Origin of the sequence: Micromonospora sp. NPDC047762 (assembly GCF_043204655.1) — a bacterium.
Classification (GTDB): Bacteria; Actinomycetota; Actinomycetes; order Mycobacteriales; family Micromonosporaceae; genus Micromonospora.
In genome coordinates, this window is the sequence record NZ_JBIDCQ010000008.1 from 243,379 (window position 1) to 257,074 (window position 13,696).

Consider the following 13,696-nt stretch of genomic DNA (forward strand, 5'->3'; position numbering starts at 1 on the left):
ATGACCGCTACCGCCCAGACTCCACTGGTGCCTGACCTGGCCGCCCTGCAACAGCGGGCCGCGCTTCGCGCCGCCGAGCGGGCCGGTGGGCAGGACCGCCTTCGCGGGCACATCGTCTGCGACGGCCTGGTGCGCATCTTCAAGACCGAGGGGGTGGAGGTGGTCGCCCTGCAGGGGCTCGACCTGGTCATCGACCGGGGCGAGCTGGTGGCGATCGTCGGTGCCTCCGGTTCGGGCAAGTCGACCCTGCTCAACATCCTCTCCGGCCTGGACACCCCGACCGCCGGCATCGCCCGGGTGGCCGACTACGACCTGCTCTCGCTCTCGGCGAAGCGACGGCTGAGCTACCGCCGGCAGCTGGTCGGGTTCGTCTGGCAGCAGACCGGCCGCAACCTGCTGCCGTACCTCAACGCGCTGGAGAACGTCGAGCTGCCGATGCAGTTGGCCGGCAAGCGCAGCAGCAAGGCCCGCCGGGCGCGGGCCCGGGAACTGCTCGACCTGGTCGGCGTGGGCTACTGCGCCGACCGGCGCCCCGGGCAGCTCAGCGGTGGCGAGCAGCAGCGGGTCGCGGTGGCGGTGGCGGTGGCCAACGACCCGGAGGTGCTCTTCGCCGACGAGCCGACCGGTGAGCTGGACGAGGCGACCGGCGCGGAGGTCTTCGCGGCGCTGCGCACCATCAACGCGGAACTGGGCGTGACCATCGTGGTCGTCACCCACGACCACGCCGTGGCTACGCAGGTCCGTCGGACCGTCGCGATCCGCGACGGCCGGACCGCCTCCGAGGTACGCCGGACCGCGCGGATCGACGCGGACGGCAACACCGAGCTGGTCAGCGAGGAGTACGCGGTGCTGGACCGCAACGGTCGGATGCAGTTGCCGGCGGCGTTCGTCGACGCGCTCTCGCTGAAGGAGCGGGTCCGGCTCGACCTGGAGCCGGACCATGTGCAGGTACGGCCCGGCGACCGGGCCTCGGACGAGCGGGGGGCACGGGCATGAGCCGGCAGAACATGGTGGTGACCGGCGCGGCCGGGTTCGGCGGGGCGCCCGGGGCGCACCCCGACGAGGTGGTCCGGGTCAGTGGGGTGAGCCGGACCTTCGGTCGGGGCGAGCACGCCGTGCACGCCGTGCGGGACGTGTCGTTCAGCGCCAACCGGGGCGAGTTGGTCGCCATCCGAGGTCGATCCGGGGCCGGCAAGACCACGTTGCTGAACCTGATCGGCGGGCTGGACCGACCGGACAGCGGCCAGGTCGTGGTGGCCGGGCACGAGGTGACCTCCGCCGGGGAGGCGGAGCTGCTGCGGCTGCGCCGGGGCACCGTCGGGTTCGTGTTCCAGACCTTCGGACTGGTGCCGATCCTCTCCGCCGCCGAGAACGTGGGAGTGCCGTTGCGGCTGGCCCAGGTGCCGGCCGCGGAGCGGGAGGAGCGCGTCGCGGTGCTGCTGGAGCTGGTCGGCCTGGGCGGGCACGCCGCGCAGCGCCCGTACGAACTCTCCGGTGGGCAGCAGCAGCGGGTCGCGGTGGCCCGCGCGTTGGCCAACGAGCCGGACCTGCTCATCGCCGACGAGCCCACCGGTCAGCTCGACTCGGAGACCGGAAGGTCCATCATGGACCTGCTGCGTGCGGTGGTGCACGCCCGCGGCATGACGGCCCTGGTGGCCACGCACGACCCGGCCCTGATCGACCTCGCCGACCGGGTGCTGGTCCTGCGCGACGGCCGCCTGGTCGAGGGCTGACCCTGCCGGGCAGTGGCCGGCGCGGCTCGCTGTGGAGCTGATGTCGTAAACGAATCGCCGATGGTGACTCGTCTACGACATCAGCTCCACAGCGTCTGTACTGACGAGCAAGTGCCCCTACCGCGTCTGGCCGTGGCCGGGCCGGCCGTCCTGGGTGATTCCCACTGCCCCCTGTGTGAACGCGACGCCGGGTCAGAGCGCGAGCTTCATGCCCTCGTGGCTGGCGACGAAGCCGAAGCCCAGGTAGAAGCGGTGCGCGTCCTCGCGGGTCTTGTCGGTGGTGAGCTGCACCAGCGCGCAGCCACGCTCGCGAGCCTGGTCGACGGCCCAGGTCATCAACTGTCGGCCCAGGCCCTGACCACGCCGGTCGGAACGGACCCGGACCGACTCGATCAGCGACCGCTCTGCGCCGTGTCGACCGAGGCCGGGGATGTAGGTGATCTGGAGGCAGCCGACGAGGTCGCCGCCCTGCTCGGCGACGATCAGCGCGTTGCGCGGGTCGCCGGTGATGTCCGCGAACGCTCGCTCGTACGCCTCGTCCACCTCGGTGAAGTCTCGGGCCTTGCCCAGCACGTCGTCGGCGAGCAGGGCGATGACGGCGGGCAGGTCGGCCCGGACCGCAACTCGGAAGATCACGTCACTCATCCGGCGAGAATCTCACAGCGCCGGGAATGCGAACCGGCCTGTGGGGGCGTCGCTCAATTTCTGTGGATTCGCCATCCTTCGATCCATCGCATCGCACATATTTTCACCGTTCTTGGATGACTTTCGATGCATGCCGACGGCCATACGGTGAGGCCAATTGATGGACCATATTGATCGTTCTTACCCATGGTGTTGGGGTCGAACCCTCTGTAGCGTGTGCCGAACATTCGTTGATCACTTTGCCTCACGGGGGTTTGGCAGTGCCGTCGACTCTTTCTGTTTGGCGTACGTCCACTGTGGTCGGCGCACTGTTGGCGTCCCTGCTTCATGTGGTCTGGCAGCCTGATCGCGCCGCCGCCGAGCAGCCGGATTCCTGTGCGGTCAGGGTGTCGCCGACAGCCGAGTCGGAGCGCGCCGCCCAAGCCTTGGCAGGGTCGTGTGACACGTCCGTCGAGGTGCTCGCGGCGGCAACGGAGACGACCAAGGTCTTCGCCCAGCCGTCCGGTGACTTCACCTTCGAGGCGTGGGCCGAGCCGCGTTGGACCAAGCGAAACGGGTCCTGGCGGCAGATCGACACGATGCTGGCGGTGGGCGCCGACGGCCTCGTGCGCCCCGTCGCGTCGACGGCCGACGTGGTGTTCTCGACCGGCGGGGTGGGCCCGTTCGCCACCATGACCGGCGCCGGCACCACCTTCTCGCTCGGCTGGCCGAGCCCGCTTCCAGCGGGTGTCATCGACCGGGACACGATCACCTACCCCAACGTCCTGCCCGACGTCGATCTGGTCGTCCGCGCCGAGAAGTCGGGATTCGCCCACCTGCTCGTGGTGAAGACCGCAGCCGCGGCCAAGAACCCGGCGGTTCGTGAGACGCGGTACGTCGTGGGCGGCTCCGCTGACGTGGCAACCGGGAGCGGGGGAGTCGTCATCTCCGGTCCCGACGGAGTGCTCGCCGCAGCGCCGCCAGCGCTGGCCTGGGATTCGGCTCCGTCGCCCGTGGCGTCAGGGGCTCGGCGGTCGGGGCTCGGTTCGTCGAGCGATGCGCGTGCGCCGGGTGCGCGCTCCAGCGTCCGCGGCCCGGCCGAGACCGCTGCTGTCACTCCGGTGTCGGTACGAGTCGAAGACACGACGATGACGGTGGCCGCAGCTCCGGAACTGCTGGCCAGTGACCACTTTCCGATCTTCATCGACCCTGCCTACGACAAGAAGCCGTCTCGGTGGGCACCGGTGAACGACTCGAACCCCGGCACGGCGTGGACCTCCGGATCGGCCTGGCCCCGGGAGATCGTGCGGGTCGGGTCCAACTGGGACGACTACGGCGACATCTGGCGGTCGCACTTCCAGTTCGACACCACGGCTCTCGCCGGCAAGCGAATCACCGGGACGCCGAGCGTCGACGCGTACGCCGTGCACTCAGGTGACTGCGCCGGCGAGTCGGTCGGCCTCTGGCAGACGGGGAACCTGTCCAGCTACACCAACAGTTGGGACGGGATGGCGGGCCGTTGGATGCACGGCGGCGCCCTGCAGACGAAGTCGGTCAAGGCCAACGGCGGATGCAGCGGCCAGTCGGCCAACTGGGTGGCGTTCAACGCGGCGGCGATCAGGGAGAAGATCCAGGACAACGCCGACGACGGACTGTCGGCTATGACGTTCGGTCTGCGGATGGGCACCGAGAGCGGCGGCCGCTGGGCGAAGTTCGACCCGAGCAACGTGAAGATGGTCGCGAGCTATCAGCACAAGCCGACATCTCCGGTTGCGATTCGAACGGCTCCGGGCGGCAGCTGCAGCAAGACCTCGCCGGGTCCCTGGGTCAACGTCGCCACCCCGACGCTGTACGGGAAGGCCAGCGACGGCGACGGCTCGGTGAAGGTCGTCTTCGACCTGAACGGGCCGACGAGCCCGGCGGAGCACTTCTCCGCGTGGACCACGTCGGGCGAGGAGCGCGGCTGGGCCACCCCCACACTTGCCGAGGGTGACTACAACTGGCGGGTACGCGGGACGGACGAAACCGACCCCACCGGCTGGACCGGCCTGTGCTACTTCCGAGTGGACCGCACCGGCCCCACCACCCCGATCGTCACGCGCACATCGGGGACCCCGACCGTCGGGCAACCGGTGACCCTCAGCTTCACCTCGTCCGACGCGCGGTCCGGGATGAAGCAGTTCGCCTACGGCATCGGCGTCGACGCAAAGCAGACGTTCGCGGCTTCGACGGGCACGACGTCCATCACGTTCACCCCGGAGGCCGGCCGCACCGTCGTGTACGTGTGGGCGCAGGACAACGCCGGCAACTACTCCGCGAGGGCCGCCTTCAACTTCTTCACCGGCCGCATCACCGAGGCGCAGAACCAGGGCGCCTGGCGGCTCGACGGGACGGCCTCGACGACTCTGGTGAGGGCCGTGACCTGGTGCTCGGCAGCGGGGTCGCTTACGGACCAGACCGGAAGGGGAGCGCGAACGCCGCGTTGACCTTCAACAGCACGGGCTGCGCGCAGGCGTCGCCGGCGGTCCGCACCGACGCCGAGTACACCGTCGCCGGTTGGGTGAACCTGGCCTCGAAGAATGGCAACAAGGCCATCGTCGCTCAGACCGGTTCCATCGCGTCCGCCTTCGTCCTCAGCTACAACGCTGACGTCGATCGCTGGCGGGTCTCGCTGACCAACGCCGACAGCTCCACCGTCACGTACGCGACGGCCGATGGGGCGGCTGCCGCCGTTGGCGTGTGGCAGCACGTCGCCGCCACCGTCGACCCCGTGGCGAAGGTCGTCCGCCTCTACGTCGGCGGCTCGCTCGCGGCGGAGAACGCCATCCCCTTCACGCCGTGGAACGCCAAGTCGCGGCTCCTGCTCGGTTGTGCCGGCGGCGCGTCCACGTCGTGGCACCACATGACCGGCTCGGTCGATCACGTCGGAGTCTGGCAGGGCCTGCTCTCCGAGGCGCAGATCGCGCGGGCGGCCACCGAACTGCCCGCCGGTCAGGTCGGTAGGTGGCAGCTGCGTGGTGACGGAGTCGACTCGACCAGCTTCGCCCGGGACGCGACCGTCCCAGCGGACCTGAGCTGGGTGGACGACCCATTCGGCCGGGTGGAGTCGGCGGCGCAGATGAACGGCAACCAGTGCCTCGGCACGGCCGGACCGGTGGTACGAACCGACGAGTCCTTCACCGTCGCGACGTGGGTCAGACTGACCGATGTATCGGCAGGTACGCAGACCGCGCTCGGTCAGGACAACGAACAGGTCAGTGGCTTCCTGCTGGGTACCAGACAGGCCAACGACGGCGCGCGGGTCTGGTCGATGGTCATGAAGGACACGAGCAGTGTGTCCTCAGGTTCGGTGACGGCCAAGGGCAGCGCCGCCGGCAGTTCCGGTAAGTGGACGCATCTGGCAGGCACGTATGACGCCACCAGCAAGCGGCTGAGCCTGTACGTCAACGGGACGCTGGCCGAATCCGTGACGCGCAACGCCGCGGGCTGGCAGGCCAACGGGCCGTTGACGATCGGCTGCGGGCGCTACGACAGCAAGGTGGTCGACCGGATCAACGGCGCGGTCTCGGATGTGCGGGCATGGCGTGGAGCCCTGACCGCTGCCGACGTGGCCGCCGTGCACGGTGGTAACCCGGCGGTGAAGCTGGAGGGGATGTGGCCCCTGGACGGCCCGGCCAGCGACACGCCCACCTACCTGACCGACTGGTCCGGCAACGGCCGGGACCTCAGCATCACCGGCCCGTACGCGTGGACCCGCGATCGCGGTTTCGGTCGGGACGGAGCGCTCGGGCTCGAACTGGCCGAGGGCTCCTGCGCGGAAACGTCCGGACCGACGGTTCGCACCGACGCCTCGTTCACGGTTTCGGCATGGGTTGTGCTGGACCAGACGACCGGCCATCACTCGGTCGTCACGCAGATCGCTACCGCCGCTCCCGGCTTCTTCTTCGGATACAACCCGGGGCCCGACCGCTGGCACTTCGGGATGCCCTCCGCGTCCGATGGGACTCCCACCTGGCACATCGCCGAATCGCAGCAGGCCCCGGAGCTCGGTAAGTGGACCCACCTGGCCGGCGTCTACGACCTGGGTAAGGGCAAGGTCCGTCTGTACGTCGACGGCGTCCTGCAGGACGAACAGGACGGCCCCTCCTCGCCCTGGATGGCGAGCGGCCCCACCCTCGTCGGATGTAACGGACACGTGAGCGGTACGCGATTCTCCCGGCTGGGCGGCGTCGTCGACGATGTCCGGCTCTGGACCTCCACAGTCGATCCGGACCGGATCGCTGATCTCGCAGCTGGCTGACCATCTCGGGGTGAGGGTGCGGCTGGACGCCGCGGGCCTCGCCGTACCTGCCGACCTCCCTTGCACCCCTCGCCCGTCAGGAAGAGGCCATGCCGAATTCTCCCGCCCTCCTTTCCCGTCCCCGACGGTTGATCGCCCTGAGCAGCATCGCGGTGCTGGTGGCGTCGACTCTCACGGTTCCTCAAGCCGCGCAGGCATCCCAGGTGCCTTCCGGGGACCGCCCCGTCAAGGCGACCAAGGCGGAGACCGTCCGCCGGGTGCCGGTGGATCGGACCCCGCTTCCGGACGACGGCGGCAGGTGGGCGGGGCCGAAGCACGCGACCTGGCCGAAGGCGGGTGCGGCCACGCTGGCGGTCGCCGAGACGCGGCGCGAGCGGCAACTCGATGGCGATCGGCAGTCGGCGTCGGCGGTGCGGGGCCTCGCCGGTGGCTTGCCGGTGAAGGCCTCGGCCGTCACCGGCAAGCGTGTCCCCACCCAGGCGCGCGTGGAACTCCTGGACGAGCAGCACTCCCGCCGACTCGGGGTCAGCGGCCCGGTGGTCGTGGTGAACGGCGACGCCGGGACGGTCGACGCGGCCTTCGACTACGCAGAGATCCGGCAGCTCTACGGCGCGGGCTGGGGTGAGCGGTTGACCCTCAAACGGCTGCCGGCCTGCGCGGCGACGACCCCGCAGCGGTCGGAGTGCCAGGAGACAGGTCGGGTTGACGCGACCAACGACCCGGCCACCAGCACGTTGTCGACCAGGGTCGACCTCTCCGGTGCGGCGCCGATGGTCTTCGCCATCACCGCCGAGGAGTCCTCGGAGGAGGGCGACTACAAGGCCACCGACCTGAAGGCGTCGGGATCCTGGACTGCGGGAGACAGCTCAGGAGGGTTCTCCTACTCGAACCCGCTGCGCCTGCCGCCGGCAGAGGGTCCGCTGCCGGAGATGTCGTTGGACTACTCGTCACAGGTGGTCGACGGGCGGATGGCCGGCGCCAACAATCAGGCGTCGTGGGTCGGCGACGGGTGGGATTACGCGCCGGGCTTCATCGAGCGTACGTACGCCACCTGCACGGACGACCGCGACGCTGTCGCCGGCAAGGATCCGAACAACAAGGACAAGAAGACCTACGACCAGTGCTGGAAGGGTGACTCGCCGAACGTCACGGTCTCGCTCAACGGCACCAACGCGTCCCTGATCAAGGATGACGTCTCGGGTGTCTGGCGCGCGCAGAGCGACAGCAACTGGCGGATCCAGTTGGACGGCAGTCCGGCGACGTCGGGGAGCGCCACTACCGAACGGTGGACGGTCACCACGCCCGACGGCACCCGCTACTTCTTCGCGGGCGAGGCCGCCGCGACCGACTCACGCTGGACGATCCCGGTCTTCGGCAACCACTCCGGCGAGGACTGCCACGCGACCGCCTTCAAGGACTCGTCCTGCAAGCAGGCCTGGCGCTGGATGCTCGACAAGACCGTGGACGTCCACGGCAACACGGTCCGCTACTACTACCAGGGCGAGACCGGTCACTACGGCGCGGCTGACGACAAGGACAACCGGCAGTCGTTCACCCGGGGCGGTTACCTGACGCGGATCGACTACGGGCTGCACGCCAATTATTCGAGCGTCGCTGCCACCGGGCGGGTGGTGTTCAGCGTCGCCGACCGGTGCCTGGCGACCGAGTGCCACAAGGATGGCAAGCCGGTCAAGGCGAACTGGCCGGACGTGCCATGGGACAAGGAATGCGACGCGGTGCCCTGCACCGACAAGCTGGCACCGGTCTTCTTCAGCACCAAGCGACTCACGAAGATCACCACCCAGGTACGTGACGGCAGCGCGTTCCCCGACGTCGAGTCGTGGAGCCTGAGCCACGAGTTCAAGGCGCCGAAGGTGGCCGGCTCGGCGTCGCTGTGGCTCAAGGAGATCGTGCACGCCGGGCACGTCGGTGGCCTCGTCACGGACCCGCCGGTGCAGTTCACCGGCGTGGAGTTGGTGAACCGGGCCAATGTCCTGGCGGGTGCGCCGCTGTTCTCTCGGTGGCGGATCCAGAACATCCGTACCGAGTCGGGCGCCGACATTCACGTCACCTACTCCGATGCTGACTGTGACCTGAACGACCTGCCGGGCTCACCGGAGACCAACTCGCGGCTGTGTTACCCCGTGTACTGGACTCCGGACGGGTACACCGACCCGAAGCGGGACTGGTTCCACAAGTACGTCGTCACCGAGATCTCCGAGATCGACCGCACGGCTGATCAGCCGGCGATCACGACCCGGTACGAGTACAGCACCGACGGGGGTGGCACGAGCGTCCTGTGGGGCTACGACGATGGTGAGTTCACCAAGAAGAAGCACCGCACGTACGGGCAGTGGCGCGGCTACTCCCAGGTGGTCACCAAGGTCGGCGAGCCGGGTCGGGGCGTACCGCTGACGACTCGCAAGCGGTTCTACCGGGGCCTGGACGACCAGCCGTTGCCGGGCGGTGGCCGGCGCAACGTGCTGGTGTCCGACTCGGAGTCCACCACGTTCTCGGACCATCCGGCGCTGGCCGGTTCCCCACTCGAAGAGGCGACCCTCGACGGGTCAGACGTCGTCGAGGCGTCCACCACGCAGTACTGGACCCGCCAGACCGCCGCGCGGACCCACACCGGGGGCACCGACCGGGCTTACTTCACCGGCCCGTCGGTGGTGAAGACCCGCAAGTTGCTGGCGCCGAACAAGTGGGCGCGGACCGAGACCCGCACGACCTATGACCTGGAGGACGGCCAACCGGAGACGGTGTCCGAGCTGGGGGACACCGCCCGTACCGGCGACGAGACCTGCAGCACCACCACGTACGTCAAGAACGGCACCGCGTGGATCCGCGCGGCGGTGTCCCGGGTGGAGACGGTCGCCAAGTCGTGCGGGGCGACGGTGAACCGCCCGGCGGACGTCATCTCCGACGTGAAGACCTACCACGACGGATCGGACACGCACGGCTCCGCTCCCACCAAGGGCCTGGTGACCCGCGAGGACACCCTCGACACCTGGAACGGCGGACCCGTCTACGCCACCACCTCCCGGAGCAGCTACGACGCGCTCGGGCGGATCGGCAGCGCGACGGACGCCCGGGGCGGGGTCACCACCACCACGTACACACCCGCAGGCCCGGGGCCGGTCACCCAGACGGTCACCCTCAACCCGCTCCAACACAAGACGACCACCACCCAACAGCCGGCCTGGGCCGAGCCGACGGCGGTGGTGGACGCCAACGACAAGCGCACCGACCTGGCACACGACCCGTTGGGGCGGCTCACCAAGGTGTGGCTGCCGGGCCGGGCCAAGGCGACCAAGACACCGAACCTGGAGTTCGGCTACCGGGTACGTGCCGACGGGCCGCTCGCCGTCACCACCAAGCGACTCGGACCCAACGAGACCTACATATCCGAGATCGGGCTCTTCGATTCGCTGTACCGGCCTGTCCAGACGCAGGAGGACTCGCTCGGTGGGAAGCGCCTGGTCGAGTCGACCGGCTACAACGACCGGGGCCTGGAGGCGTACCGGGCAGGTCCGGCGTACGTCACCGGCGTCCCCGCCATCGAGCTGCTGCAACTCAACCCGGGCGAGGACCGCGTCCGCACGGTCCTGAGTCATGACGCCGTCGGACGGGTCGTCAACGAGGGCACCTGGTCGGGCCACAGCCAGTTGTGGGCGACGGTCACCAGCTACGGTGGCAACCCGGACGGCTGGCAGGTATCGGTCACCCCGCCGCGGGGCGGCACGGCGACCGCGACCATCAGCGACGCTCAGGCTCAGACCACCGAACTCCGGCAGTTCCATGGGATCACCCCGAGCGGCGGGTACGACGCCACGAAGTACACGTACACCCCGCGCGGTGACCTGGCGACCGTGACCGGCCCGACCGGGAAGGTCTGGGAGTACGGGTACGACCTGCGCGGCCGGGAGGTGCGCACGGTCGACCCGGACAAGGGCGAGACGAACCTCACCTACGACAACGACGACGACGTGACGTCGTCGAAGAACGCGCTCGACGACGTGGTCTCCACCGAGTACGACGCGCTGGGACGGCAGAAGAAGCGCCTGGTCAACGGTCAGCTCGCCGCCGAGTGGGCGTACGACACTGTGGCGAAGGGGCACCTGTCCAAGCAGGTGTCGACCGTCGACGGACACCAGTTCGTCCGGGAGATCTTCGCGTACAGCGACGCCTACCAGGTCGCCGACGAGGAGGCGCGCATCCCGGCGATGCCGGGCCTGGGGACGGCGGCCGGGACGTACGTCTCGACGTACACCTTCAAGGCCGACGGGTCGCCGGACCGGATGAACGTTCCCAAGACCGGTGCCCTGGAGCGGGAGACGATCGGCCACACCTACGACGACCTGGGCAACGTCACGCGCCTGGTGGGCACGTCGTACCCGTCGGGAACGAACACCGTCTACGTCGACGCCGCAACCTACTCGCCATACGGCGAGGTCCTGAAGCGCACCCTCGGCGTCAACAACAAGCCGCAGGCGTACCAGACCTACGTCTACGACGACCCGACCCGCCGGCTCAAGGAGTTCTATTTCGACCGGGACGCGACGGTCAACAACGTCGCCGCCCTCTCCTACGACTACGACCACGAGGGCAACGTCCTGTCGATGGCGAACACGCCGCTCGACAACGACGACAAACCTCGACCTGGCGACAGTGACGTCCAGTGCTTCCAGTACGACCAGCTGAGGCGTCTCACCCAGGCGTGGACACAGGCGACCACGACCTGTGCCGCGGAGCCGACCGCGGGCGCCATCAGCGGTAAGTCGCCGTACTGGAAGGCGTACGCCTACCACGCGGACGGTTCCCGCAAGTCGGTCACCGACCGTCGTACCGGTGTCGCCTCCGACTACGGGTACGCCGCAGCCAACGCCGCCCAGCCACACGCGGTCCGGACCGTGACCACCGGCAGCCGGGTGGACCACTACGACTGGGATGCCACGGGCAACCTCACCTACCGCAAGGTCGACGGGGTCACCGAGAACCTGGAGTGGAACCCCCAGGGCAAACTCCAGAAGATCACCGGACCGGGTGGCGCGACCCGGATGGTCTACGACGCCGATGGCAACCGGATCGCCCGGATCGACCCGAACGGTCAGGCCACCGTCTTCGTCGCCGGGCAGGAACTGGTCGTTCAGGGTCAGGACACCACGGCGACCCGGTACTACCAGCACGCCGGCGACACGGTCGCCTCTCGGGCCGCGTCCACCGCGACGGGTCCCAAGGACCTGACCTGGCTCGCCGCCGACCAGCACGACTCGGCGCACTGGGCGGTCAACTCGGTCACCCGGGTGGACACGGTCCGATACTCCGACCCGTTCGGAAACGCACGCTCGGGCGGCACCGGCGGCACCTGGCCCTCCGGCCAGCGCGGCTTCGTCGGCGGCATCAGCGATCCGACCGGCCTGTCGCTGCTGGGTGCCCGCTTCTACGACGCGGCGCTCGGCGCGTTCATCTCCGTCGACCCGGAGACTGACGAGTACGACCCGCAGCGGATGCACCCGTTCGCCTACGCGAACAACAACCCGGTCACCTTCGCCGACCCGGACGGCCTCTTCTTCGGAAAGATCAAGAATGCGGCCAGCCGGGCCGCCAACGCGGTGGCCAACACCGCCAAGTCGGCGGTCAAGGCCGTGGTCGACAACGCGGGCACCATCTCCGCGGTCGCGGGCGGGATAGCCATGGTGGCGGCTGTATTGCCACCACCAGCCCAGGTGGTGGCGGCGGCTGCCGCCGCCGTGTCGGCGGTGGCAGGCGCCATTGACACCGCGAAGACCTGCAAGGGTGGCGACACTGCGGGCTGCGCCATGGGTATCGCGTCGATGGTCCCGGGAGTCCGGCAGGCGAAGACGGCGGCTCGTGGCGCCGGCGCGGTCAAGAAGGCTGTGAAGGGGAAACGGCCGAGCGGTTGTAACAGCTTCCTGCCCGGCACGCCGGTCCTGATGGCCGATGGCAGCTACAAGGCAATCGAGGAGATCCAGCTCGACGATGTCGTGTGGGCGGCCGACCCGGAGTCAGGCAAGGACGGTGCCCGACCGGTCACCGCGCTGATCACCGGCAGCGGGCAGAAGACGCTGGTCGACATCAGCATCGACTCCGACAGTGACGGCGTGGCCGACGGCACGGTGACCGCCACCGACGGCCACCCGTTCTGGGTTAGCAACCAGCACGAGTGGCTGCGCGCCGAGCACCTCAAGCAGGGTGACCTGCTACTGAGCCCGGACGGTGCTCGGGTCAGCGTCATCGCGGTCGTCGCCTATGGCGCGGTCGCGACGGTGCACAACCTCACTGTCGACGACATCCACACCTATCACGTCCTGGTCGGCGACACCGACGTCCTCGTTCACAATCAGGGCGGTCTGGATGAGATCTGTGAGCTGGACGCGAGGGATATCCATTTCACCCAGGACTCGGCCTCAAACCAGTTCAGTGATCATCCAGGAACACTGCTCGAGATGGCCGAAGATCTCAAGCGCGGCAAAAAACTCAACATCCCGGCCATTCGCGTGTTCGAGGAGAATGGCAAGATGTACACGCTCGACAACCGGCGCCTGCTGGCGTATCAGATCGCCAACAAGCCGATCAGGACTAAAAAAGCGACCGGGCGTGAGGTCTTCAAAGATCGATTCGATCCGAGCAAGAAGAAGAGGAAGAACACAGAGATCGATGGTGGTAACCGGATCACGCTCAAATCCTCGAGCAGAAATCCGCAGTGGCAGCGAACATGGCACAAAAGATTGGGATGGGATGCATGACGTAGACCGCTTTTTCTTGGACGCATCGGGCGAGAACGTAGGCTTGGATGAGACTGTGCGCTCGCACGACGATCTTATTGAGTTCGTGGTGGCGTTGCGCAGCGATCTGGTGGAACGGCGGGAGGAGTGGGAGAGCGGCAATGTAGGGGACTATCTCGGATCCATCGCGAGAGCCTTCCAAGACATGGTAGGAGATGAATATGAAGATCCCGATCGTTGGGCCGACACGGCTGGCTGGCTGTGGGTCGGACGGCACTACGAGTAGAGCC

7 protein-coding genes are annotated in these 13,696 nt (G+C 68.5%); 6 read left to right on the forward strand and 1 reads right to left on the reverse strand.

What is annotated here, in order from left to right:
* On the forward strand, positions 1 to 996 hold the full coding sequence (locus ACGF3C_RS24470; protein WP_357221019.1) for an ABC transporter ATP-binding protein: 996 nt from the start codon (positions 1 to 3) through the stop codon (positions 994 to 996).
* A gap of 11 nt (positions 997 to 1,007) precedes the next feature.
* Complete coding sequence (locus ACGF3C_RS24475; RefSeq protein ID WP_357221034.1) at positions 1,008 to 1,733, forward strand: ABC transporter ATP-binding protein; 726 nt, start codon at positions 1,008 to 1,010, stop codon at positions 1,731 to 1,733.
* 192 nt (positions 1,734 to 1,925) lie between these two features.
* Here the strand turns inward: ACGF3C_RS24475 and ACGF3C_RS24480 are convergent, their stop codons facing one another.
* A complete protein-coding gene (locus ACGF3C_RS24480; protein ID WP_393225463.1) occupies positions 1,926 to 2,378 on the reverse strand; it encodes a GNAT family N-acetyltransferase in 453 nt (150 codons plus the stop codon).
* A 170-nt stretch (positions 2,379 to 2,548) separates the two neighbouring features.
* Here ACGF3C_RS24480 and ACGF3C_RS24485 point away from each other — a divergent pair, with 170 nt between their 5' ends.
* From ACGF3C_RS24485 to ACGF3C_RS24500, 4 genes are all read left to right on the forward strand, one after another.
* Positions 2,549 to 4,843 carry a hypothetical protein gene (locus ACGF3C_RS24485; RefSeq protein WP_393225466.1) on the forward strand — a complete coding sequence of 765 codons (2,295 nt, stop codon included), beginning with the start codon at positions 2,549 to 2,551 and terminating at the stop codon, positions 4,841 to 4,843.
* Entirely contained in the window at positions 4,840 to 6,657 is a 1,818-nt protein-coding gene (locus ACGF3C_RS24490; RefSeq protein WP_393225469.1) for a LamG domain-containing protein, read from the forward strand. The genes ACGF3C_RS24485 and ACGF3C_RS24490 overlap by 4 nt, the downstream gene beginning before the upstream one ends.
* Positions 6,658 to 6,746: 89 nt before the next feature.
* On the forward strand, positions 6,747 to 13,427 hold the full coding sequence (locus ACGF3C_RS24495; RefSeq protein ID WP_393225472.1) for a polymorphic toxin-type HINT domain-containing protein: 6,681 nt from the start codon (positions 6,747 to 6,749) through the stop codon (positions 13,425 to 13,427).
* The gene (locus ACGF3C_RS24500; RefSeq protein WP_357226784.1) at positions 13,420 to 13,692 is read left to right on the forward strand and encodes a hypothetical protein; all 273 of its coding nucleotides are present in this window, start codon (positions 13,420 to 13,422) and stop codon (positions 13,690 to 13,692) included. Before ACGF3C_RS24495 ends, ACGF3C_RS24500 begins: the two co-directional genes overlap by 8 nt.
* The last annotated feature ends 4 nt before the right edge of the window (positions 13,693 to 13,696 follow it).